24 protein-coding genes and 1 pseudogene are annotated in these 24,670 nt (G+C 50.0%); 10 read left to right on the top strand and 15 right to left on the bottom strand.

Annotated features, from left to right (window positions below; genetic code table 11):
* Positions 1–86: 86 nt before the first annotated feature.
* The 10 genes and pseudogenes from GALF_RS04795 to GALF_RS04750 all read right to left on the bottom strand — a co-directional run bounded on the left by GALF_RS04795 (position 87) and on the right by GALF_RS04750 (position 12,746).
* A complete protein-coding gene (locus tag GALF_RS04795; RefSeq protein ID WP_013292932.1) occupies positions 87–923 on the bottom strand; it encodes a hypothetical protein in 837 nt (278 codons plus the stop codon).
* Positions 924–1,226: 303 nt separating this feature from the next.
* Positions 1,227–1,685 (bottom strand): annotated as a pseudogene (radC, locus tag GALF_RS15850) (RadC family protein); the annotation flags it as partial.
* A 398-nt stretch (positions 1,686–2,083) separates the two neighbouring features.
* Positions 2,084–4,330 carry a helicase-related protein gene (locus GALF_RS04785; protein ID WP_050752452.1) on the bottom strand — a complete coding sequence of 749 codons (2,247 nt, stop codon included), beginning with the start codon at positions 4,328–4,330 and terminating at the stop codon, positions 2,084–2,086.
* A 119-nt stretch (positions 4,331–4,449) separates the two neighbouring features.
* Complete coding sequence (ltrA, locus tag GALF_RS04780; RefSeq protein WP_013292929.1) at positions 4,450–6,120, bottom strand: group II intron reverse transcriptase/maturase; 1,671 nt, start codon at positions 6,118–6,120, stop codon at positions 4,450–4,452.
* Between the two features lie 595 nt (positions 6,121–6,715).
* A complete protein-coding gene (locus GALF_RS04775; protein WP_150102570.1) occupies positions 6,716–9,400 on the bottom strand; it encodes a hypothetical protein in 2,685 nt (894 codons plus the stop codon).
* 127 nt (positions 9,401–9,527) lie between these two features.
* On the bottom strand, positions 9,528–9,878 hold the full coding sequence (locus GALF_RS04770; protein ID WP_013292928.1) for a hypothetical protein: 351 nt from the start codon (positions 9,876–9,878) through the stop codon (positions 9,528–9,530).
* A complete protein-coding gene (locus GALF_RS14850; protein WP_013292927.1) occupies positions 9,865–10,161 on the bottom strand; it encodes a hypothetical protein in 297 nt (98 codons plus the stop codon). The genes GALF_RS04770 and GALF_RS14850 overlap by 14 nt, the downstream gene beginning before the upstream one ends.
* Positions 10,158–10,808: a hypothetical protein gene (locus GALF_RS04760; RefSeq protein WP_013292926.1), complete on the bottom strand. Its 651-nt coding sequence runs from the start codon at positions 10,806–10,808 to the stop codon at positions 10,158–10,160. Before GALF_RS04760 ends, GALF_RS14850 begins: the two co-directional genes overlap by 4 nt.
* A 285-nt stretch (positions 10,809–11,093) precedes the next feature.
* A complete protein-coding gene (locus tag GALF_RS04755; protein ID WP_013292925.1) occupies positions 11,094–12,167 on the bottom strand; it encodes a DUF7146 domain-containing protein in 1,074 nt (357 codons plus the stop codon).
* Between the two features lie 147 nt (positions 12,168–12,314).
* Positions 12,315–12,746 carry a single-stranded DNA-binding protein gene (locus GALF_RS04750; protein ID WP_013292924.1) on the bottom strand — a complete coding sequence of 144 codons (432 nt, stop codon included), beginning with the start codon at positions 12,744–12,746 and terminating at the stop codon, positions 12,315–12,317.
* Positions 12,747–12,847: 101 nt separating this feature from the next.
* On the opposite strand from GALF_RS04750, the gene GALF_RS04745 reads away from it, so the two are divergent.
* Positions 12,848–13,165 (top strand): hypothetical protein, encoded by a 318-nt coding sequence (locus GALF_RS04745; protein WP_013292923.1) that lies wholly within the window; start codon positions 12,848–12,850, stop codon positions 13,163–13,165.
* Here GALF_RS04745 and GALF_RS04740 read toward each other — a convergent pair.
* The 5 genes from GALF_RS04740 to GALF_RS04720 form a co-directional block, all read right to left on the bottom strand.
* Entirely contained in the window at positions 13,149–13,340 is a 192-nt protein-coding gene (locus tag GALF_RS04740; protein ID WP_013292922.1) for a hypothetical protein, read from the bottom strand. The genes GALF_RS04745 and GALF_RS04740 overlap by 17 nt on opposite strands.
* 76 nt (positions 13,341–13,416) lie before the next feature.
* Complete coding sequence (locus tag GALF_RS04735; protein WP_013292921.1) at positions 13,417–14,469, bottom strand: recombinase RecT; 1,053 nt, start codon at positions 14,467–14,469, stop codon at positions 13,417–13,419.
* 85 nt (positions 14,470–14,554) lie between these two features.
* Entirely contained in the window at positions 14,555–14,779 is a 225-nt protein-coding gene (locus GALF_RS04730; protein WP_013292920.1) for a hypothetical protein, read from the bottom strand.
* A 70-nt stretch (positions 14,780–14,849) separates the two neighbouring features.
* Positions 14,850–15,113 (bottom strand): hypothetical protein, encoded by a 264-nt coding sequence (locus GALF_RS04725; protein WP_013292919.1) that lies wholly within the window; start codon positions 15,111–15,113, stop codon positions 14,850–14,852.
* Positions 15,114–15,186: 73 nt separating this feature from the next.
* Complete coding sequence (locus tag GALF_RS04720; RefSeq protein WP_013292918.1) at positions 15,187–15,999, bottom strand: PD-(D/E)XK nuclease-like domain-containing protein; 813 nt, start codon at positions 15,997–15,999, stop codon at positions 15,187–15,189.
* Positions 16,000–16,480: 481 nt separating this feature from the next.
* Here GALF_RS04720 and lepB point away from each other — a divergent pair, with 481 nt between their 5' ends.
* The 9 genes from lepB to GALF_RS04680 are packed head-to-tail and all read left to right on the top strand — an operon-like array spanning position 16,481 to position 24,628.
* Positions 16,481–17,080: a signal peptidase I gene (lepB, locus tag GALF_RS04715; protein ID WP_041937974.1), complete on the top strand. Its 600-nt coding sequence runs from the start codon at positions 16,481–16,483 to the stop codon at positions 17,078–17,080.
* Positions 17,081–19,027, top strand: a complete 1,947-nt coding sequence (gene mobH, locus GALF_RS04710; protein ID WP_013292916.1) for a MobH family relaxase — start codon at positions 17,081–17,083, stop codon at positions 19,025–19,027.
* The gene (locus GALF_RS15495; protein WP_150102569.1) at positions 19,011–19,217 is read left to right on the top strand and encodes a hypothetical protein; all 207 of its coding nucleotides are present in this window, start codon (positions 19,011–19,013) and stop codon (positions 19,215–19,217) included. Before mobH ends, GALF_RS15495 begins: the two co-directional genes overlap by 17 nt.
* On the top strand, positions 19,214–19,834 hold the full coding sequence (traW, locus tag GALF_RS04705) for a type-F conjugative transfer system protein TraW (protein ID WP_013292915.1): 621 nt from the start codon (positions 19,214–19,216) through the stop codon (positions 19,832–19,834). The genes GALF_RS15495 and traW overlap by 4 nt, the downstream gene beginning before the upstream one ends.
* Positions 19,818–20,825 (top strand): TraU family protein, encoded by a 1,008-nt coding sequence (locus GALF_RS04700; RefSeq protein ID WP_013292914.1) that lies wholly within the window; start codon positions 19,818–19,820, stop codon positions 20,823–20,825. Before traW ends, GALF_RS04700 begins: the two co-directional genes overlap by 17 nt.
* Entirely contained in the window at positions 20,825–21,484 is a 660-nt protein-coding gene (gene trbC, locus GALF_RS14845) for a type-F conjugative transfer system pilin assembly protein TrbC (protein ID WP_013292913.1), read from the top strand. The genes GALF_RS04700 and trbC overlap by 1 nt, the downstream gene beginning before the upstream one ends.
* The gene (locus GALF_RS04690) at positions 21,481–22,665 is read left to right on the top strand and encodes a hypothetical protein (protein WP_013292912.1); all 1,185 of its coding nucleotides are present in this window, start codon (positions 21,481–21,483) and stop codon (positions 22,663–22,665) included. The genes trbC and GALF_RS04690 overlap by 4 nt, the downstream gene beginning before the upstream one ends.
* A complete protein-coding gene (gene traN, locus GALF_RS15250; RefSeq protein WP_013292911.1) occupies positions 22,662–24,227 on the top strand; it encodes a conjugal transfer protein TraN in 1,566 nt (521 codons plus the stop codon). The genes GALF_RS04690 and traN overlap by 4 nt, the downstream gene beginning before the upstream one ends.
* On the top strand, positions 24,224–24,628 hold the full coding sequence (locus GALF_RS04680; RefSeq protein WP_013292910.1) for a hypothetical protein: 405 nt from the start codon (positions 24,224–24,226) through the stop codon (positions 24,626–24,628). Before traN ends, GALF_RS04680 begins: the two co-directional genes overlap by 4 nt.
* Positions 24,629–24,670 lie beyond the last annotated feature (42 nt).

Raw genomic sequence — 24,670 nt, 5'->3', positions numbered from 1 at the left:
TGATGAAACAAAAAAGGGACACCATGCCCCAATGGGGAGGTGTCCCCAGTTGGGTTGGAGTCGGATCAACCGACTAATTACTTATTTCAAGATGCGTGACAGCATTCAATCCGCTTCACAGTCTTTGGGATCATTACGACCTCTTCGACAACCTTACAGGTGCTAATAAGCCCAATGAAATTATCCCGAATTTCGTCACACGCTTGATCGAACCGGCGAACCAGTTCAACGCGATTACGAAGTTCAGGCAACGACCATTCAGAAAAATCTTCATTCTGGTCAACATTCTTTCCTGACACTGACAAGCGTTTTTGTGGTCGCGTGTAATTAACACGGCCATGTTCGCCTTCAGTGCCACATGCACCACACTTATTGCCGATTGTCGCGTCTTTGCAAGCAAGTTTCGCTGATTGAACCATGGAAAGTTTCTCCTCATCCGACAGTTCGATTGCTGCGATGGCGGGTTCTGCCAGGTAAATTGCATCTACCCAACACCCGCCATTGCGAAACACATACGCCTCAATAAAGGCATGATCCGCTGACTTCGCAGCATCATGCACCAGCTTGAAGTTTCGTTGCCCACAGGTGCGGCAATAAGATTTGAATCCAGTCAATTCATACTCGCTTTTATAGAGAACGAGGTAGCCGTTGGATCGTCCGTTAGTTCCAATCGTGTAGCTCCCACTCATTTCTGAGGTGAAATCTGCAATTGGTTCGTCAATTTCATTCCAAAAATCTGTTTGCAGCATGTCGTATGCCGCATTCGATTGTTCGGAAGTCAGGCCAAGTTTATTGACCTTTATGCAGTGCGCATAGCTTGTTGAGTGATTCCAGCCGTTCATGGTGTTGTATCTATAATGACCAGCCAAAAAATCAATCATCGCTTTTTTGCTGCGCTTGTCTATCGTCGTTTCAAAAAACATGGTGATCTCCTCTTAATGAAAAAAATGGAGACATCACGCCCCAAGGGGAACGAAGTCCCCAGTTGGGTGGTTAATGAAACGCTTTTGTCAGACTATCAACTGCCTCGTTTGTAACGTCCTGTATGACACATGCAATGTGATTCACGGAGGAATTTTCGCAGTGCATCTCAAACAGCGCGTAATTACATCCGTCTGATAACCCAGAATGTAGCGAGGCAAATTGCTTGGACAGTCGAGACATTTTCTTCAAGCGTTTTAAATCGCCCTTGGTAACCGGACAACTCCCAACATAGGCGATACTGTTCATATCAGCCCCCTTTCGGCGAATGACAATGCGCTTTCGTCACCAATAATGAAGTGATCCAGCGCACGCACATCTACCAGTGCCAATGCCTGTTTCAGCGCATTGGTCAATAGTTGATCGGCCTGACTTGGTTCGGCCAGACCGGAAGGATGGTTGTGAGCCAATAGGACTGCCGCCGCGTTGTGCATCAGCGCACGTTTTACAACCTCGCGCGGATACACACTGGTTTGCGTCAGCGTGCCGTGAAATAACTCTTCGGCGGCGATCAATCGGTGTTGCGTGTCGAGAAACAACACCACAAATACCTCTTGCTGCCGCCCACCCAACAACAACTTCAGATATTTCTTAACTTCAACTGGATTATTGAGGTTGATTGGGTTTTGTGTGATGTCCTCGGATAGCGCACGCATAACCAGCTCTTTTGCTGCTGAGATGATTGCTGCTGGAGCGTAGTGAGGTTGCTTTTCGCAGACAACCGTAGTTTGGCGGCTGGCGCGCATTCCAAACAACACGGAAAGCGAAGTATGCGAAAGTGCTTGAGCCTTATCTTTCCCGACCAACATAGTCAGCAAGTCGGGGGTACTGAGGCTTTGTGCTGCGATGGTTTGGTAAGTCATTTCGTATCTCCTTTTTAACAAAAAAAGGGGACACGAACCCATACGGGGAAGTGTCCCCGTGTGGGTTGATTGGATATTGCTTCGGTGCTTCATTGACGATTGCTCGTCTTCTGTTTATTTGGATTGGCCAGCCACCAATATCAACTCAAGGCATTACGCGATGAGCATGAATTCTCTTTTTGTGACGTACTCGTTGAGTGCGCCATAAAAAACCACCCCAATCAAGGGGTGGAAGAACTTTAGACGACTTCCGCCGTTTCTTCAACAGCGGTGTTTTCGCCCTTGTTCAAGTCAAGCTCGGCTTCGATTTCTCGTTGCCGTTGTTTCAGCCACTCCAACCGCGCAGCCTTATCAAACGGCTTTGCGGCTTCGGCATGAATATCAGCCATGCGTTTTTCGGTTCTGGCCAAATACTCCAGTTCTTCCTGAAGTACCATTTCCATCCGGTTGAGCGTATTTTCGAGTACACGCACAAAACCTTGTGCTGATTCCGCGTGGTTGCAGCGATACTCAATACCACCCAGGATCACCAGCACCATTCCTTCAAGCACTGTCACTTTCGCAGCAATAGGGAATCCGGCAATCTGGCCAATGTTCCGATCACGTTTAGCTTTGTTTCCGTACACGGCTTGGAGTATTGCCTTGCCCGCCTCAACGCGGTCTGTATAGCGATTCCCTTCAACTTCCATCAGGAATTTGCCACCAGATACATCTTGTCGAGCAGCCATGTCGGATTCAATGCCGGTAATTCTGGCTTGGACACGTTCGATACGACCTGGCAACGTCGCCAGCTCCTGCTTGTTGCGCCATTGTTGCTGATCCCATTGAGAGCGGAGCAACGACAGCTTGGCAAGCTCGGTATCAACACCTGCTTTTTCCAACACCAGCGGATTTCCTGATGCCAAGGCTTTCACCTCGGCATACGACAGCGCGGCCAATTCAACGTCCTCTGCACTACGCATCCCGGTATCCCCTTGCATGACCTGAGCAATGAATCTTGCCTTGGTTTCAAGTGTTTGCCAGATGTAGGCATCGAACGAGCCTTCTGTGACATAGCGGTAGATGCGCACGCTTTCGTTCAGGTTGCCCTGGCGAACAATGCGCCCTTCCCGCTGTTCTACGTCCGAGGGTCTCCACGGCGCGTCCAGATGATGCAACGCGGCTAGTCGAGTCTGAATGTTGGTTCCAACCCCCATCTTCTGCGTGCTGCCCAGAAGAATGCGGATACGCCCATCACGCGCGGCTTTGAACAGATCGTCCTTGGCGGAGTCACTCTCGTAGTCGTGAATGAAGGCAATTTCCTCGATTGGAACCCCTCGTTCAACTAAATTACCTCTCAAAGCCTGATATACACTGAAACGCCCGTTTTCAAGCGGTGTGGACAAATCGCAAAACACGACTTGTGTCCCACGGAACAGCTTGGTTTCCCCCCAGATACCGAAAACTCTCTCGGCACAATGGTTCACCTTGCCATCCTCGACTTCAGCGAATGAATCAATCAAACGCATATCCAACGCAGCCTTGCGACCCTCGTTGGTGATCGCCAACATGTTATCCACGGAAGGACTAACGTTGCCGTTTCTGATCGCTTCTGCCCGCGCCACAAGGGTTTGGACAAACGCTTTCAAATCCGCTGTCGGCTTGATTGTGACCGTTTCCTTGTGCGTGGTCGGCACAGGCAATTTCAACATCTCCGCCGTGCGAATATCCGCCACCTCGCCGAACATAGACATCAGTTCAGGTAAATTGACGAATCGCGCAAAGCGGGTGTGCATCCGATACCCCCTACCATCTGGAGCAAGCTCCAGAGCCGTTACTGACTCCCCAAAGTTTCCCGCCCAAGTGTCAAACATCCCCACCTGGTAGGCTTCCATCGTCTTCGGTTGCAGGTATCGCTGCATCACCCACATCTCGGCCATGCTGTTGGATACCGGCGTGCCAGTTGCGAACACAACGCCAGCCCTGCCCTTGTGTTTTTCCATGACGTGACGAGTTTTGACGAACATGTCGAATGCCCGCTCCGAATTGCTGTTAGGCAATCCGGCGACCCGTGTCATCTTGCTGAATCTCCACAAGTTTTTGTGCATGTGCGCCTCATCTACAAACAGCCAATCAATACCAAGCTGTTCAAAGGACAGAATGTCATCCTTTTTATTTGCCCCTGACAGTTTCGCCAGTTTTGCTTCCCATGATTTTTTCGCACGGGCTAGTTCTTTGATGATGCGATTGCCGCGATCCTGCTTTTCGGTACACATAGCATCTTCAATCTGGTCGATTTCATTCTGGATATATTCTTCCATGAACTCATCGCTCATTTTGATACGCTCGAATGAAGCATGTGTAATCAGCACACCGTCCCAATCGCCGGTAGCGATACGAGATAGAAGCTGACGACGCTTGTCGCCCTGAAGATCATCTTTCGACGCAATCAGAATATTCGCACCGGGATACGCGCGCAGGAACTCGGCTGCAAACTGGTGAAGCATGTGGTTGTCGGGTAGAGACAGTGCATTACTGCACCATCCCCCCCTAAGAACTGTACGTGCGAGTTTCCCCGCATACAGCTCAAGCCTCTGCAAAGCCCTGTTTAACCAGAGCCAGCCCACTACTTCCTTTCTTGGCTGTGATGCTGCCTATGGCAGTTCGGATGCAGCAATTCCAAGTTAGTCATTTTGTCGTCACCGCCTTGAGCTTTTGGAAGGACGTGATGAAGATTCCATCCCGTTTCTTTCGTTATTTTCTCTTCGCATTTCGGACATAAACCGTCTTGTGCATACCACAGAACTTTCAACCTGTTATTTCCCCTGAGACTTTCCTTCATAGATAGGCCGAGCCTTTCTTCAAAGTATGTCTCAAATTCAGGGTCATAAGGGTTTGCTGTTCCTTTGATTTTGACGTGGCGTTTAATCGGTGTGTCACTGGCTTTCACCAGCTTCACATTTCTCTCTTCGCCTTTATCATCCTCAACCGTTGTACCAAACACCCAATTTCTCAAGCCATCACGCATGAAGTATTTCGACTTCACCCATGCCGCTGATTTGTTGGGATGTCTTCTGCAAGCCCACTGCCAAAGCTGTTTCCAAATAGCGTGATCCACCTTGGAAAAGGTTTCTTTCGCCACTTGGTTCTGGTGATAATTCGCCCAACCCCTGATTACTGGATTGAGCATTTTCACCAGATTTTCTTGCTTCACTGTCTTGGATTCTTTGATTATCCCTCGGACTTTACGCATAAACGTTTGCACGTTTTTCTTCGCAGGCTTGATGAGCAATTTTCCATCGTACTTGCGCACGTTCCATCCGAGAAAGTCAAAGCCCTCTTCGATATGCACGATTTTGGTTTTCTCTTCGGACAGCGTTAATCCTCTGACCTTCAAAAATTCCGCCATCAATTCCCTCACCTCTTCCAATACTTCTTTCGTTGTACCAGTTATTACGAGGTCGTCTGCATATCGAATCAGGTTGACCTTGTACTTTGCGGCTTCTCTGCTCCCCGTTGCGCCGAAGCGTTTCTGGAGCATTTCTGCCATTCCGTCCAAAGTCATGTTCGCTAACGTTGGCGAAATAATTCCGCCTTGCGGCGTTCCTGCCTCCGTATTGAACAACTGTCCATTCCATTTGAAGCCAGATTTCAACCATTTCTGAAGCGTTACTTTATCCATAGGGATGTTGTTCAGCAGCCAGTCGTGGTTGATGTTGTCGAAGCAGCCGGATATATCAGCATCTAACACCCATTTTGCAGCGTATTTCTGCGCCAGCGAGTTGAAGCATTGTGCTGCCGCATCTCTGCTCGCTCTCATGGGTCTAAATCCATAAGAATTTGGATCTGCTTTGGTTTCCGAGACGGGTTCTAGTGCTTGCAAATACAACGCTTGCATAGCTCTGTCTTTCATCGTCGGAATCCCTAGCGGACGCATCTTTCCGTTTGCTTTGGGTATAAATACCCTTCTCAAAGGTTGAGGCTGATAGCCTTTTCTCTTGAGTGACATAACAGCTTCAGCTTTTAGTTCCGGTGTGTCCCATACAACCTTGTCCACGCCCGGTGTCTTTTTGCCTTGATTTTCAGTAACTCGTTTTACAGCTAATGCTCTGCCGCTGAACGAGTGAGTCAGAATCCACTGCAAGGCTTTTACCCTGCCGTATTTTCCTTCCCGTGTTGCTTTTGCAATACGCGTTTGCAGCCTCTTTACGATTTGATGAATCTTCGCCCAGTCGAAACTGTGCCAATCCACTTCCTCGTTAGAGATCGCTCCAACTACAAGATTCATAGTCGTCATTTGCTTTACCTCCATTTAAAAGGTTCTTCAAACTCTCTTGCAAAGAGAGACCAACCAGAAGTCTGCACCCTTTCGGGTAGGATAATGTTAGCTTTCGCCTCAATCCCTATTCAACCCATTACAGGCCGACATTCGCTTTTTCTGGCATCCTATACCCGCACATCCATCAGTCTTCCTTGCGGTTGACTTGCCCTTGCGGGCGGATATACGGGCTTATCGTGTTCCATGTAAATAACACTGGAAGGTTAGGTGGTGGCTATTTTCCGGGGAGACTTTGTTTCCGCTTGAGAAGTACCAAATCTCAAGACCACTCCCTTACCATTTTGGTTACTGCCTGTCAGCATTTTTGGCAGATCGTATGTTACGGAATTTATTACCACTTCACTTACGTTCACCATACTTCCAAGCCTAGTTCCCTACCACGTAATGCTCGCAGTTACACATCCACCTCACGGCTTCAGCTTAATCCTTTCGGAATGGGCTACATTGTCAGAGGGGCTTCAGACCCAGCCGTTACCAGCTACGCCTGCCCTCTTAGGCTACTGCCGGGAAAACGACAGGTTTATATAGCAAATTTATGCTAATAAACAATTACTTACACGACATCACGTCGCACTGGAACCACATACATCGGTTTACTGGCTCTGCCCAAACGACGCAACTCCATACCCGCACAGATACAAGTCAGTGTCTTGCCAGCCCCTACAACATGGGCAAGCAGGGTGTTACGTTGACTTGCAACAATACGCCAGATCGCGTTTTTCTGATGATCGTGCAAACGGTATATCCGAGAGAATCCCGGCAATACCAAATGCTGGCCATCGTACTGACGTGACACAACACAATTGAAGGTGTCGTTGTAAAGTCTTGCCAATCTTGTTGCCCGTTCCTGATCCTTCCACAACCACTCCTGAAATGTATCCTTGAGCAATTGCTGTTTCTCCCGTGCTGCGATGGTCTCCTTTTGGTTGACCACACGCTTGTCGGGATTAACTTTGTCAGGGTCATACACGGTCGGCACGGTTTGATTCAACGCCTGGTCGAACAGATCTGCTGCATTGACCCGTTCAGTGCCAAACTTTTGCGTGGCTGGTATCGAATATTTGGTGCTGTAGTGCGTTTCAATATTCCACGCGCCGGCTGCCTGGTTGAACGTCACGGCGTTTCCGTTGCACTCCAAAGTTTCATCAAGGAAGGCTTCGTAATCACCGGTTGGTATCCACGTTGAACCGATGCGCGCACCGATCTCGCCGGGTGTTAAATCGTCTGGAATCACGGCCTCTAACGCTTGCGCATTTCGGCAGTAACGCTCACCCGACACCCTAGCGGCAGAGAGTTTTTTACGGACATCACCTGACAAATAACTGTCCTTGGTTTCCCAATGGTCAGTTTCTGGATCAAGGAACACTGCGCCCCTCTCTTCGAGTTCCTTCATGGCTGCGCAACTCGGTTTCCCAAGCAATTCAGCAATCCGATTCTCGACGATGCTGCCACACTCGGACAGACTAACCAGCAACGCATCTTGCGATGTTTCGCAATGATCAACCCGTTTGAACACCCCCACCGTGCGCTGAGTAAATATGTCTGCTTTCTCGGCGCTTTGAGTTTCCTCATCCCAGCGTTCCAGCGACATCAGCAACGGCAGATCGGGATCGCTTTTGAAAGCTCTCCGGTTTGCCTTCTCGGAAATATTTCCGTATTGGGCAACAAAGTTGTCATACTCAATGTTCAGCATCAACCGATAAGTGGCAAGAATCGCCTCATTCTCCGTTTCTACTTGTGACCGAATAATCTTGCGTGCCGCATCACGAATACTGCACATTCCCATGATGCGTTCCAAGGTCTTCTGCGGCGCGATGAACTGCAACGCTTCCAACCCGTCTGTTGTTTCATACACCTGTCCGTTAATCACCCGAAAACCTGGGCGACCTTGTTCGTTGTACCCCAGGAGTGTGGGTTTTAGCTCTTTCGGCTGTTCGCTGTTTTGAATTGCCGTGTAAATATTCTCCGGTAACAAGGACACCTTTTGAGCCAGTGTTTCTTCAAAGTCTCCCTCGAATACACACCCTGTTGATTTGCTGTAGCCGTTTTCTGTCAGCGTTAGCTTGCCGATAACCCATTGAGGGTTCGCGGCAAAATACTGGTTGCAGGCGATTGACTGCCTTCTCCAGTATTCCTTGCATGGCTCGTAGATCGGGGACGATTCAGGCAGGGTGATAATTTCCATCCAGCCTTTTTTACTGCTGCGTCCCTCCATCGGTTTTTGCAATACCAGTATGTCGGTGGTGACTTCGGTGTTGGCGATTTTCTTGAAAGCGGTATTGGGTAAGCGAACTGCGGCCACCAAATTAGCCTTGCTGCCAAGATACTGCCTCACCTTATCGTCATGCTTGTCCATTGTCCCGGAGGACGTAATGAACACCACCAACCCACCCGGCCTGACAACTTCCATCGCTTTCGCAAAGAAATAGTCATGAATCAGGAAATTGGCGTAAGGCACATTACGCAATTCCGGTACTTGGTAATTCCCGAATGGCACATTGCTGATCGCCAGATCGTAAAACCCCGCTGGCAGCTTTGTGGCCTCAAACCCGTCTTGTATGACGTTTACCCCAAAATCCCCGTATAGAGTTTTCAGGATACGCGCCGACAGTTGATCGAGTTCAATCGCTGTGACAGTGCTTTTTTGGGCAATTTCTTGCGGCATCGCGCCGAGGAAGTATCCAGTTCCCGCAGAGGGTTCAAGAACGCGGCCACCCTTGAAACCCAGCCGTTCCACCATGCGCCACATCGCTTCGATAACTTCTGGTGCGGTGTAGTGCGCATTCGGTGTGCTGGCTTCAGCGGATTTGTGTTCGCTTTCGTTCAATAGCGCCTTGATGCGTGCAGCACGAGTAACCCATGCTTGATCCTTTTGGTCATCATTGAACGCTTGCGGAATACCGCCCCACCCTGTGTAACGGTTGAGAATGTCCCGTTCTTCCGTGGTGGGTTGCCTTTTTTCGTCTTCCAGCTTGCGCAGGAGTTCGATTGCGGCAATGTTCGCGTCGAATTTTGAAACGTTGCCCGATAGACTGGACAAGGTAACGGCATTAAGACACGGCCACACTGCCTTGATTTTTTCAACTACGGCAGCTACCGACTTGGGAAACCGGATGATTTCAGCTTCTTGATGCGGAACATCTGGCCCTTGCAATACAACAGGCATATTGTCTGCCGGCTCAAAACCCGGCAGCCACATGAGGGCTGCGCTAATTTTTTTCAATCTCATTGGTTTCACTTGCGTCTCCTTTTTAAACAAAAAAAGGGGACACAAGCCCCTGGCAGGGATGTGTCCCCGCTAGGGTTTAGAAAAAACCTCGTCGAACGCTGTGCATGTAAAACCACTCATGCTCAGCGTTTATTTGTTACACGTTATAGCGACGTGCAACCTCAACCAACCACTCTCTGCGCTTTGTTCGACGAATCGAAGAAACGCCAATCAACAGATGTCCGCAACAATCATGCTCGCAACGACAATGCCGAGTGAATGCGCCTTGCAGAACGTTAATAACGTCCGCTTTGGATACATCCTTTGGAGCTGCTACGGTATAGATACGCCCTTCCGCTTCTCCGTTAGCCGTGTCAATTTCAGCGATGCGCCTGATTTTGAGAATTCGGAATTTCCCGACATACTCATGCACATCGTCGTCCTTCCAACCTTCGTTGAAGCTGAAGGTTGTGCGCTTGTAGCCATCAAAAGTTTTAAGGGTTGGCATTGCGGCCTCCCTTTGTGGCCTTTGAAATGGCTGCACGTATCTGAAGCAGTTTGTTGGAAATACCTTTTTGCGTTTCGTCATCCTCAAAACCGAGTATAAAAAGCTCGGCCATGATGAGTGCTTCCAGCAAATCAGGTGCGGCAGCGATGAGTCTTGCATTCGCTGCTGATTCTGATTCCCCGTTAGCCCAGACCGTTGCGATGTGATCGCCATTCTGGCTTGCGAAACGCGCTCTGATTTCGGTGTTGGCGACGTTATGCCAAGGGCCTTGTGTGTGCCTCATTGGACGCCTCCATACGGAGGGAAGTCGTAGAGAGCTTCACCAGACACCGTGTTGTACACCGTTGTCCAGTAACCATCATTCGCCCACCTTCTTGCTTGAATCAAGGCAATGTCGCGCGACTCGTTGTAATACCCCATTGTCGGTACATCCTTCATGCCTTCGTTGGTACGCGGATCATGGACAATGGCGACCACATGGTATTGAGCAGAATCCAGAAGTTTCGCCGCCAGACACAATGTTCTGCCGTTTGCGACGAAAACACCCGTCATGGTTTGCGCCTGAAATTTTCCTTTAATGCCGAAGACCTCGCCGATACGCTCATTTTTTTCGTTGCGTACCAGCCAAAGACCCTCGGATACTTTTTCGATCTTGCACATGCCCGTATCTTGGCAACGATACGAGTTATATCCGCGAATTCTGGATTGACGATCAGTGTGATGCGATCTGATGTCTGCTTCGATGTCAGCCTCCTTGAGTGCAGCCAGGAAAATCGACAAGTCGCAATCCTCTTCAAGGTAGGCCGTATCGCCACGTTGGTAGCTGTATGGCGTGATTTGAGAAGCGATGCCAAAACAATGCAGATAATGCTTCTTGACGGCAAGCCAGCCGTGTCCGGGGTCGGCATAAAAATGAAAAACCTGTTTCACGGTGATCTCCTTTTTGAAATAAAAAGGGACACCATGCCCCAAGGGGGAGAGTGTCCCCGGTTGGGTTAAATTAAATGCTTCTTGTGCTGCTATTGGTAATTCCTTAGTGACGCTTGCGCGTCTTCTGTTTATTTCGATTGGCCAGCCACCAATATCAACTCAAGGCATTACGCGATGAGCATGAATTTTCTTTTTGTGACGCACTCGTGGAGTGCGCCATAAAAAGCCCCGCAAGCGGGGTAAAACGGCCATCGGTTTACTTGGCCAATGCGAGATTGGTTGCGCCTACCGTGTAGCGGTTTTTTCGGCGGGTGCTTGAGGCACATTGCCGTTGACCACATCAAGCCAATCAACCGATTTCATCCCTTGCGGAATCTCGTTGCCGGGTAGCTTGATGCTTGCCTTGATACCCTCTTTCCATAAGCGTTTGAGCAGCAACTTCGCCGCACTCAAGCCGTGTCCATCCGGATGCTGCCTGGATGGCCGGTCTTTGTCGGCATAGATCACCACATCAACCCCTTGGGGTGGCACAAAGTTTTCCAGCAAGTAGGCGTTACCAGCTGCCCATACCGGTACGTTAAAAACGCCCATGACAGCCAGTGCTGTTTCGATGCCTTCTGTAACTGCCAACACCTTGCTGTTACCCTGTACCGCTATCCTCATCGCGCCAAATAAATTGTCGGCACAGTGCCGCATCATTTTCTTTGGCGACGGGATAGGTGCTTTTGTCCCGCTGTCAGTGATGTAGGTGCGATGAACCGTCGAAGGACGACCGTCTGAATCGCATACCATCGTGACAATAGCGGGATACTTGTTGAGCAGCTTCCCCTCTTCGTAATATTCAAGAAGCGGAGCAAAGCGGATCATGTTGCTATCAATTTTCCGATAGTCAATTTGCCTGATGCCTCGGTTCGCCAAATACATTCTTGCTGGCCGTGCTTCTGAGGATGACAAGGGAATGCTGTGCTTCCATACATGATTCAGTGAATCGCGTATGGATTGAACATTCACTTCCACTTCTTTTTTGACGACTTGTGGCGGTGCTACTGGTGGTCGATATTGGTTCGCCCTGTCGCCCAACAACATGTCGTGTATCGCTCTATGAGTGGTCTTGAAATCCCATCCATTTACCCACATCAGCGTCGCGTATCCGTCATTCTGGATACCGCATGTATTGCATACGCTGCCGCCTGTTTCATCAAAATCCTTGAACAGGCGAAAACCATCTACGCCGCCATGCACTGGACATGAAACGTGGTGCGGTAATCGCTCTATGGCTAGTCCTAACTGCGGGGCGAGCGATGTCACAATGCTTTTCCAGCGTCCAGATGCCAATTGCTTCAACTCTTTCGCTTCCATGATGCCTCCTTGGTTAAATCCCGCATGGGACACACCAAAGCACCCGACGGGATGTTTTGGTGTGTCCCGTGTGGGCGGGTAGTTTTTAAGCCACCAGCAAGGAAGCATCCCCAAGGGGAATGTTTCCCCCCGGGGTGAGTGCTTCAATTAAAAAGGTTCTGGCCCCGCCTGTTTTGCGGATTTTCCAGCACCATTATTGCCGTTGCGAGCGCTTGTTTTCGCTACGGGTTCAGCAACCTGATGTTCGTCTGACACCTTGTTGCCACCGAGCATTTTCATCTCGGAGACAACAATTTTTGTGATGTAACGATCCTCTCCGTCTTTTTGATACTTTTCGGTTGTGAGCTTGCCTTCAATGTAGATGAGCGCACCTTTTTTGAGGTGTTCACCCACCACTTCGGCAAGACGGCGGTAAAAAACCAGATTGTGCCACTCTGTTTTCTCTTGTTTTCCGCCGGCTTTGTCTTTCCAGCTTTCGGTCGTTGCTATCGAAACATTGGCAACTGCTTCGCCTTCGGTGGTGTAACGAACTTCCGGGTCTTTGCCCAGACGACCGATGAGTTGTACCTTGTTCAGCATGGTGTTTCTCCTTTTTGATTTGCATTAAAAAACGTTTGCACCATGCCCCAACCGGGATATGGTGATCCCGCGTTGGGTTTTGATCGTGTTAGACTGGACGCATGAACGAATCACGAAAACCATCCTTCACGGTTATTACTGGAGGCAAAGAAGAACTGGAATGCAAAAAACACATCCTGTTTTCCACGCCTGAAGTTCTCGATCAACAAGAATTTGAAAGCCTTTGCGATTCGCTAGACCTTCGACTTGCAGATGTTGAACCGTTGATTGCCAGACGACTACGTTGCAATGCCAAAGATGCTTTGGAACGCAATTTAGTGTTGGCGATCATTGACGGTGACACCGACGAATACAACCGCCTGAGCGATGTAATTGGTCGACGCAACTCGCTTTCGTTGAAGCTTATCTCATCGTCCTAGCCAGCATTTCTTGCTCGATTTCCTTGAGCAAATACCTGGCATCGGCAATTACACCGCCCTCGGTAAGTTTGTGGTTGATCGCGTATTGCAACTGATCCCTGCGTTGCAGAAGCTCATGTTCACCTGCGCTTTCAAGCCATGCAAAAAATGATTTCATATCAAACAATGCGCCCATTTTGTGCCTCCAAAATTAAAATAAAAAGGAGACACAACCCCTACGGGAAATGCCCCCGTAAGGTGGATGTTGCTTGTTAAATCAGGCTATCGCTAATCGCATCTTTGCATTTGCGATACTCGCGCAAGACAACTTCCAGCTCTGCGTCTTCCAACTCACCTTCAGCGCGGACATAAACCTCGTCCAGCGCCTCGATGGAACTGGCCGTTCTCAAAGCGGCTGCAACCTTTTCGAGTTTTTCGAGTTTGGTTACTGCTTTCGGAGCTGTTTGAATTTTGGTGGATTTGGAATCACCCTCGCCCTCCAATTCTTTGATCTCGCCTGTGTCTTCATCAACAACCGGCGTGTAGCTGCCGTTGATAACGTCGTCGAGGTTAAGATTTTGTCGCCCAGCTTGTTCGTCCATCGCCAATGCTGTTGCCAACTCGGGGGATTTCGGTAAGAACTTACAGATGCGGCGAATTGCCGTTTTCAGCCCCATTGCGACAAAGTCGGTATCCCAAGTGGATTCCTTCTTGTATTTCTTGGCTGCCTGGTAGCCACGACTGCCATCACGGATGCGCTCTACTTCTTTGCGCCCCATTGCGACAAATGTGCGACTACCATCTTTCAAAACGCCGACCGCATAGAAACCGACCACATCCCCACGCTCTTCATCGGACGCGGGAAAGCCGCCCGGTGCGGTTAGTGGTTCGTGTTCCAAATTTCTTTCCATACCAAGCTTGAGCGCGAACTTGTCGTTTATACGCACCGCTTCGGCGTAGATATCAATGACCAATCCGCTCTGCCGAGCCAACTTCATCAATCCGGTATAGCCTGGAATTAACTGACACTGGCCGCCAAATGGAACAAGGTGAGCTTCGCCCATCAACCCTACTTCCAGTCCAAGCTGCGAGGATTGGATCACGGCAGCAAACACGCTGCGCGGGTCGCAGTCTGCCAACTTCGGCGTCATGCGAAACGCGGTAAGCGCAATGCGCACCATGCGGTCAGGGTTAATGTGCTTGGGCAGCGCGCGGGTAATTTCACCTTTGAACTGTTCGAGCATCGCAGGAAAGCCTTGCTGTTGCTCGGATTTACCTGCGTTGTTGTTGGTGTTGCGGATGTTTTTGAGTGCTTGTAACGACATGGTGATCTCCTTTGGAAAAAACAAAAAAAGGACACCATGCCCCAACCGGGAATAGTGTCCCGTTGGGGTGATACAGCGACTACAGTTACCTCAGCGACAATTTGCCGGTTGGCGAGGTTGTCGAATTATTTTGAAGAACGGTTTGTACGATCTGCTCGTCATCCATGCCCGCTTGTAAATGGGTCACGATTTCTGAGAAGAGCGATTTGGCCTGGCGCGAACCCAATGATGGGTCAGCAAGAAAAGCCGTCATCGCAATCCTGAGTGCTTTGGATTTTATCCGTTCGAGTTTGGTGATTTTCCTGTTCATAGTGTCCTCCATAAAAAACGGGGAGATTCACCTTCCCTTGCAGGAGGCAAATCGCCCTGCAAGGATTAAATTACGCAGCAGCAAAAACCGGCTTTGCTTTGCGCGTGCGACCGTGTTTCTTTTCGGTGAGCGTCGGATACTGAATGCCGCGCCGAATGAAAGCAGGCTTATCAAAACCGTCCCAGCCTGGCTCAATCGGTATTGCCACTGATTGAGAAGTGCTTCGAGCGGATTTTGCTTTGGTGCGTTTGATGCGCGGGGCGATGAATGCAACCATCCACTTGATGATTGTAAAAATGCCCATTGCTAATATTACGAGGATAAGAATGCCCATTTTGCGTCTCCTTTAAGTAAAAAAATGGACACAAACCCTGACGGGGACGTGTCCCCAGTGGGTTGCTACTGTCTTAGGCTTCGAGTTCGAAGCTTGCTGCCCAGCGCGGAAGATCAATTGACTCAATCTCACCACTGGGTTGATAGCCGGGGAAACGACTGTTTTCCTGACACCATTTCAGCAACTCAAGCGCGCCGCGATACTTGGCACGCCCGACTTCGACCATTTCCTGACTGGCCATGTAGCAGGCCGTCGAGAACGGTGCGGATTTTTCAACGGCGATGAAGTAGAAATTGACCGTTTTCCCAGTCACTGCTTTCATGCCATCAATATAAAACGCCGCTTGAACGTCATAACCAAGGTTTGCAACTGCTTTCGAGAAGCCGTCCTTGCTGGCGGTGATGCAGCTTTTGAGGTCTGCAATACCGCGATCAAACATCCAGTCTGGGCGAATCCTGCATTGCAAGCCAGTGTATTCGTCCGTCCAAAACAAGGATGTTTCGGCCTCACCTGCGGACAAGATTTTGGCTGTCCCAGTGTGATTGAAAACGCTCACCCGCATTGCGGCAAGCGCGTCTATCTGCTCGGCAGCCAATGGGATTTTTCCTACATTTTCCTCATCCCATTTTGCAGCAGCTTCTTTGCCATCTTTAGTGCGCTTGTCGAACTTCGGCGCAAGCACGTATTCCTTGGCAAACAGCTCTGGTTCAAGGATGAATGAGTGGCACGCAGAACCAAACTCCATTGCAGGTGTGGGCTCGACGATTCCTTCCTTGTAGTTTTTGTAGTGCTCCGGCGACTTGAGCAATTGCACGATACCACTGTGCGAAATCGCGTCACTGGAGTGGTAAATTTTTATTGGTAAATCTCTGACGATGCGCTTCATTTGTGTCTCCTTGAAATAAAAAGGGGACACAAGCCCTATGCGGGGAAGTGTCCCCGATAGGGTTGATTACAAACCAAATGCCCGAACTACTGGACGGCTGATGGCGTAACCGGTGATGCAGCAAGCGATAATGATCAGGAACATGGTGTTCTCCTTTTGTTAAAAACAAAAAAAGGGGACACCATGCCCCCAGCGGAGAAGTGTCCCCGCGTGGGTGGTTGGGTGTTGCTTTGGGTGCTTCATTGACGATTGCTCGTCTTCTGTTTGTTTGGATTGGTCAGCCGCCAATATCAATTCCGAGCAATAAGCATACGGACTAGATGCTTTAAAAATACCGCAATTGAAAATGGCTGTCAATTTTCCCCGCGCGGCAACTCACTACACTTTTCGAGGGACGGCAGCCCGTTAAAAACCCCAGCACGTCCCCAGCACAGCTGTGGAACAGGTGGGAATTTTAGGGCGATGAAAAGCCAGCAAATCCTTGAAATTCCTTGCAAATTTGCAAGGAATTTCAAGGATTATTATTTTCAGTTGCACCAAAATTGTTGGTATGAAAAATACGAAGCCCCTCGAAATTTGGCTGTGGTTCGTATCGCGTCTTGATGCAACATACGCTCACTTGTTGAGCCATTATTTACTGTATATCGCATTGGTTCTGAGCTATGCGGTATTCGCATCGCGCTACGAGTTCTCGGTAAACGTCAGCGTCAGCTTACCTGGCACGCTCTACCTTGTAGAAAAGGGAACGCTGCCGACCCGCGATGAATACGCCTCGTTCTACTACCCGAGTGACTTTATTTATCCGAAAGGCACGCGATTCTTGAAAATAGTGGCGGGTGTTCCGGGCGATGTAGTTCAATCGAAAAATCATCATTTTTTTGTGAACGGCAAGCCAGTTGGTGTGGCAATGTCCACTACGTCTACTGGCAAACACATCCAGGAAAATGACTTTGAGGGCGTAATTCCTGCCGGGCATTACTATGTAATGGGTGAGCATCCCTTAAGCCTCGACTCCAGATACAAGGTGGTAGGTTTACTGTCGAACCAGGCAATGGTTGGTCGTGGATTCAGGTTGTTCTAAATGACAACACTGGTTGATCGCTTGCTGAGAAAGTTCAACTTGCTACCCAAGGTTGTGGTGGCTGCTTCGGCTTCCTCCGCGCTGGCTCAGGTAAAACGAATCGAAGATTTGCGCAATATACCGCGCTACCCCCCATTCATGGAGGGTCTGCCTGTCCACGCGCCCTGGGTACTGCTTACGACGCAAAAAGAGCTTACCGGCGGGATTCAACAACTGATTGCCAATCAAGAACTGCTGGAGACGCACTACAACCCCGCGATGTTGCGCCTTGCCACGCTCGTGCAACTGTTACCAGCTTCTCAAGCGCATCACCATCGCGGTGCGGGCGGCATGTTGCGTCACTCTCTCGAAGTTGGGTTGTGGTCATTGCAACAAACCGAGGGAAAACTGATACGTGGTGTGGTCACGCCACAACAAAGACGGGTTATTGAACCGCGTTGGCGGCTCACTGTGTTCCTGGCAGGCTTGTGTCACGATCTGGGCAAGGTGGTGACTGACTTAACCGTTACCGACCGAGAAAACTCGCAAAAGTGGCGACCTTACAACCAAAGCCTGTATGACTGGGCTATATCCCACGGTATTGAAAACTATTTTTTGCACTGGCAAGAAGGTAGAGGCAAAAAGCACACCCATGTTTCCAGCACCTTGATTGATGCGGTAATCAGCAAGGAGACACTCGATTGGATCAGTGATGGCAGCACCGATGCGTTGATCTGGCTGACGGAATCGCTGAACAACAACCCCGGCTCAAGTAATCAAATACATAATTTTGTTGTAAGGGCTGACCAGTTAAGCGTTGAGCGTGACCTGAAATCCATGGGGGCAGCAATGGCAGGCTACGAGATCGGCGTGCCAATTGAGCGGTATTTGACCGACATCATGCGCCGTCTGGTTCAAGAAGGTATTTGGCGCATCAACGAGCCGTCTGCCCGCGTTTGGAATATCGAAGGCATAACCTACCTTGTTTGGCCGATGGCAGGTGAAGAAATCGCACGACGAACCAGGGATGAAGATATACCGGGCTTGCCCAAGACCCCAGACGGCATCCTGGACATGATGATCGAAAGGGAAATTGCATTTTTGCGCGAAGCTGAAGGTGATCCTTTCTTCTACATCGCACCAGACGTGATTACCGAAAAAATACCCGACATGCGACTCAAAGCGATCAGGCTGCGCGACCAGGCTCTGATTAGCTCGATGCCCATCCCGCCAATTTCAGGCCAAATCCACTCAAGCAAAGCGTCATCCCAGAATGTCCCCAGCACGTCTGTGGAACATGTTGAGCGCGCAGAGGAAATGCCACCCCAACCCCAACACGTCTCCAGCACGTCTGTGGAACGCTTGTCGGAAAAATGCCTCAGCCTGGATTCTCTTGAGGGCGCTATGGGTGAGTTGCTTCGCGTTTTAATCGGAGAATTCAACTTAGGCAAGAAGTCATTTGCTGATCTGGGCGTTAAGGATCCCAATGGTTGCGTGTATTTGAAATGGCCGGATACGTTTGCGGGCTACGGTTTTACGCCAAAACAGATTTTGACTGAGTTGTCCAATATGGGCTGGATGATCCCGGCCAGCGAGGTTGCCAAGATTGGCGATGCAGTTTTTTCGAGTGGGGTTGCTAAGGCGATCAAGCTAACCGCTGATGTTGGTAGATTGTTTGTTGTTGACGACCAGCCTGTTAGCGAAGCGACAGAAAAAACCGCAATAGATACCGTCCAGCCTTCCTCTTCCCTATCCGCTGACTCTATTGCTGAGCCTGTTGCAGCAGAGGTATCCACAAGCGCAATTCGGAAACCAGCCCAAAAAGCCAGGACGAAGGCAAATCCAAGTGATGCCGTGGTGACAAAACCCAAACTCCCTGTAATCAGCTCCCATTCAGGCAACCCCAATGCGTCTGTGAGTACACCAATCAAAACAAGAAAAGGTAAACCAATTGAAAAAACAGATTGAGGTTTTTACTGGCCAATACCACAACGGAATGTGGCACGCCTCATCCTGTGAAGTTCCTTGGCTTGCGGCAGAATGGGGTAGTTATGTCGAGGTAGTGAGGGTGATCGGACAGATTGCACCCGTTATTGCGGCGGATGCGGGTATTGGCTCATTCAAGTTGGTATGGCGCATCGCGACAAGGCAATCATGAGACGTTTTATTGTTACAACACTGCTTATCTTACTGGCGGCACCTCCCGCCATGTCTGATGATCTTGGTGTGATCGGTAAAACATACGACATCACCGAGCGCGACTTGATTGAAATCATCCAGAACAAGTTAAAGCGCATGGAAAAAACCGGCGAACTCGCAAAATTCCAGAACGACTACAAAAATCGCGTCATTGATGGCATTGAGCACCCCAAACCCATCCCAGGCATTCAAGCGACCGCGACGGCCAATACCCACTACTACGACCCCTCGATGGTAACCGACAAGGATATTGCCGACGCGACCGGCAAAATCCTTTATCCCCGTGGCACACGCGTCAATCCGCTGGATTACATCGGCTGGAACAAATACCTGTTGTTCGTGGATGGGCGTGATGCCAAACAGTTGGAATTCAGCAAAAAAATCACTGCGGCCTCTGATCGTCCCGTCAAATTGGTACTGATAGCGGGTGAACCGCTTGAACTCATGCGCAAATGGAAGATGACTATTTATTTCGATCAAGGCGGCAAACTGACCAAACGTTTTGCCATCACCCAAGTACCCGCCATCGTGAGGCAAGAAGGAAAGAGGTTGAGGATAGATGAGCTACGCTATTAGAACATTGGTATGTGCGCTGGCATTACTGGCATGCGCACAAAATGCGAATGCATCGCTGGATTGCCAGGGACGATTCCCGAATCTGATTACCGATATTTGCTGGAGTTGTATTTTTCCGATCAAGTTCGGTGCGGGCGCGCTATCGCTACCTATTTCACTTGGACAAGAGGACACACCAAATCCGGGTGGACTGCCGATTTGCATGTGCGGCATCAACCCCGGTTTAAAAATCAGTTTTTGGGAACCGGTGCGACACGTTGATGTGGTGCGCAAGCCCTTCTGCATGACATCGTTGGGCGGTATTGACATGAACCCCGGCTTTAACGCACCGCACGGCACACAAGAGATTAAAGATAATTCCAGCATGAGTTCTTTTTACCAAGCCCATTGGTATATTGATCCGGTGTTGGTATTACTGGAACTGGTGATAGATAGCCCGTGTCTTGAGCAAAAGGTGTTTGACGTAGCTTACCTGACCGAACTCGATCCGCTGTGGAATGACGACGAAATGACCAGCATCATCAACCCGGATTCGTTTTTATTTGGCAACCTTGTCGCCAAGATTGCTTGTGGTGCGGACTGTGTGATGTCATCAATGGGATTTGGCAGTAACACACTGTTCTGGTGTGCGGGTTGTCAGGGGTCGATGTATCCATTGAATGGGCATGTGGCTGCGCACATTGGCGGGGTTCAGGCATCCAGCCTGATCGTATCGCGCCTGATCGCCAAGATGCACAGAGAGGGATTGATGTGGGCAGCATCGGGTAGTTCAGGGATGTGTGGTTACTACCCGCAACTGCTGATGGACAAGACCAACTACAAATACCAAATGCACTTCCCGGTCGCTCAGAACAAAATCAACGGTAGATGTTGTCAGCCGTTAGGCCGTACAACCGTTATTTGGGGGGCGAGTAAGGAGATACCAGCTGTTGGCGAGGACTTTGCCTACATGATTTTCCGCAAACGGAATTGTTGTCAGGGGGCATTTTGATGAGAAACCTTGCCTCGCGCGCCCTACTTTCTTCAGCACTTATTTTGTTGGTGCAGCAAGTTGGCGCAGAAACAGATATGGAACGCTCAAACAGAATACTTAAAGAGGTTACCGAGCGTGTCGTTAATCAATATCGCGCCCCTGCACCCAGGCTCGACAACATGCCGCAACCGGCAGTAAAAGCGAGTCCAGCGGACATGGCTGAACAATTCCGCCAGTCACCCATTGCAAAACAACCACCCGTCGCGCCAGAACTGATGGTCTTTGTATCATTCTCGATGCCGCGCGAAAACCTGTTGCGCATCGTGGAACAGTCGGAAAGGACGGGCGCGCGGCTGATTTTTCGTGGCTTCACTGGTGACAAGCTTACCGATATGTCGAAGCGCATCGCTGATCTATTGGGAAGTCATCGTGTTGAGGCCGTCGTTCATCCACCCGCATTTACCCAGTTCAAGGTTAATCAAGTACCCGCACTGGTCATATCTCAATCCGACGCTGGTAATCAACTGGATAACGGCTGCGCGCAGGCGGAACGTTATGTGAAGGTCACGGGTGATGTCAGCCAAGACTACGCGCTGGATTACATTGAGCGCACCTCACCGAAATGGTCAACGGTCGCGGCCACGTTCAATAGCAAGCTGCAAAGGAGCCGCAATTGAAAAATATATACGGTGGTTTTGCAGGGGCGTTGCTGTACTTTCAGTCTGCCGCAATCTTTGCGGTTACGCCCGCCCAGCAAGCCTTTATAGATGGGCAAGCGGCGGCACTAGCGGCGACTACGGGCGCGTCCACCAACATTACCAATGGCACGGTTGCTACTACCGTGAATAGCTTCAACCCGGCCTACTACTCATACAGCCCCACCGCACCACAAGCCAGCTATTTCGTGGGAGGGAACGGCAATACATCCGCGCCTGCCGCAAGCAAAATAACTGTTTGTCAAACAGGCCCGACCAATCCAGATGCGTTCCGTCAGCAAGATTGTACTGCTGTGAACCTCATGGTACACAATCCGCAGAATCGCCCTCAGTTCACCCTTAGTCCGACAAATCCCAATGTTGCTGCAAGCCGCCTCATCGAAGCCAACCCTGGTACGCTGGCCGCGCGTTCCCTTGGATATGCCAATCCATCTGCAATCGGGGCGTTCACTGGCTGCACCAATCGGACAGTGACAACACCCGCTACTTACGCTACAGAGATTTGCGATGAGTATGGGGCGGGACTAACCAACTGGTGTGCATTGGGTACATCCATCAACGTTAATCCGAACACGAATTATCAGTGCAATCAAACTAATAATGCGTTCCAGATCCAAACTTGCAGCAAAACCACCATCCCGGTCGTTACGCCAACGCCCTACTGTGATGTGACGGGCAGTGCATCAGGGATAGGTTCATATACAACAACTAAAACTGCCTATAACGCCAAATTAAAAAAATGGGTAACGACTACGACCGTCACGCCTTATGGTCTGTTCAATGTGGTGTTTGCCTGTGCCGGTGATGCGTTAGCCAAAGTTACGGTGACCATTGCCGTTGGTGCGCAGTGCCACTGGGGAGGCTGTAATTCTGATTACTATCCGCTAACGCTCAATTTCATACCAGGCAGAAACACCGCAACATCAGGGTATCAGGCGCGTGTCTATGATGGGACTTTGTGGCACTTAACCTCGATAACGTATAACGGCACAACTAACACTGTGTCGCTTAGCGACATTTCCAACCCCACACAAAAAACCGTCACCGCCACCACGACACCAACAGGTACAGTCGGTATTCGCAATGTAATTAGCTGGACGCTTAACAACGGGTGTGCGGTACAGGAGGCGGCAGCATTATGATTCGCTTACTTTTCCTGACTGTTTCTTTGTTTTTTGCTGGCGCATCCATTGCAGCTTCTTGCGTTAAAACGGGTTCGGTTTGTGTTGATTCCACCCCATGCAAGACGGTATCTGGCGTACAGGTGTGTCTGACCGATCCTGCAATCAACAAGACTTGCTGGCAATACGACGACACCTACAAATGCATGAAGCCTAATTCTGTAGATTATTGCAGGGGCATTAGCCAAGTGCGCGGCTGTTGGCAGACTGATTCTGCGTGCGCTGTGCCCGGGCCAACACCGACCGCGCCGTGCGACACCTGGCGCAATACCTATAGATGCGGCTCTTCAAGTTTACCTGTGCCGAGCACAACCACGATTATCAATTCGTCACACACACTGGTCGCGGATACCGCAATACATCCCGTTTGCGCAACTTATGCAGACAACCCATCTTGTAGCATCGTCTCGCACAAGCAAGTTACAACCGGCACGCCGACTGCGGTGTGGCAAGATGAGTACACCTGTATGAGTGCGCCGGCAACCTCCTGCTCTGATCTGGTGGTTCGTGGTTGCACAATGGTTGGGCCAAGGAGATGTATCGCAACAAACCCAAACACAAGCGCTTGCACCCTCTTTGAAAAAACCTACAGTTGCATAAAAACACCCGCGAGCACCTCCACTGTTGCGGACTGCGCCGGCAACCAATATTGCATGGGGGGGAACTGTTTCAACACCGGACATGTGCCAGATGCCGATATGGCGCAAACAGCCGCCATGATGGAGGCGATGCGGCAGGCAGGCAATTACATGGATGGCAGTATGAAAATCTTCAGCGGGCAAGGCAGTAGTTGCACCAACACGCTGTTTGGTTTGTTCAATTGCTGCAAGGGAAGCGGGGGTGGCAGTGGGATGAATAATTCAAGCATCATGAGTTCAGCGATGAGCGCAGGTGGTCAAGTGCTGAAAGCTGGCAGCGGCTATATGTACGACATGATGTTCGACAGCTCTTATGTCATACGTGGAATTGACTCAGCGCTTGCCTCAACTCCGATTGGATCACTTACAAGTGGGCCCTTCAGCCCCTCCTTTTCAATGTACGGTTTTACGGCTTCATGGTCTGCTTCTGGCGGTTTCGTTCTTGCATTCGATCCAACCACATTAGCAATCCAAGTGGCAATTATGATCATCGTGGAAATAGCATCCTGCGACCCACCAGAAAAAATGCTCGCCCTGAAAAAAGGTCAGAACTTGTGTCGTTTCACCGGCAGTTTTTGCTCAGTCGAGATTCCCATTGTCGGTATTTGTTTGCAGAAAACGGAAACATATTGCTGCTTCAATTCCCGTTTGGCCAGGATTATCAACACGGCTGGCGGTACACAAATTGGCCGTCCGGCGACCGATTGCTCCGGTTTTACGCCTGACCAATTTGCGGCATTGGACTTTTCTCGAATTGATCTATCGGAATTTATCGCCGAGATCATGGCAAATGTTCATATGCCTAATACGTCAGCGATCAACACCGATAGCACCGCCGCCATGCAGCGCAAGCTCAACAACTACTACACACGAGGTCGTCAATGATCACACCGAAACACATCATCGCTACTGCGGTATTTGGCCTTTTTGCAACTACGGCAAGCGCAGCGGAAAGCTACAGCGTCAAGGCATTGCTTATGCAGGCATTGAGTGCGCCAGATGGCAAAGCCCGTGGAGTCGTGGCGGGCAAAGAAGCGGATGCCATTCACTCGGCAACAGGCGCATCCGAACCGGTCAGGGCTGAGGTATCAACGCTCAAGCGGTTCAAACAGGAGGGGTGTAGCCGCCTTGCTGTTAAGTTGATTCAGCCTAATACGCCAACAAAATCAGGGGCGAAAACCGACTTTGCGCTGAACTACGAGCTGAATCTATGCCAAAACGGAATGCCGCCGACAGAAGGTATGGATTTGGGTGAGGTTTCCAAGATTATGGGTGGACATAACTGAAATCCAGATAGCGGAGAGCGGAGAGCGGAGAGCGGAGACGAG

This window comes from Gallionella capsiferriformans ES-2, assembly GCF_000145255.1.
GTDB classification, from domain to species: domain Bacteria; phylum Pseudomonadota; class Gammaproteobacteria; order Burkholderiales; family Gallionellaceae; genus Gallionella; species Gallionella capsiferriformans.
The sequence above is the reverse complement of the archived record's forward strand: the minus strand, read 5'-3'. Positions and strand labels throughout refer to the sequence as shown.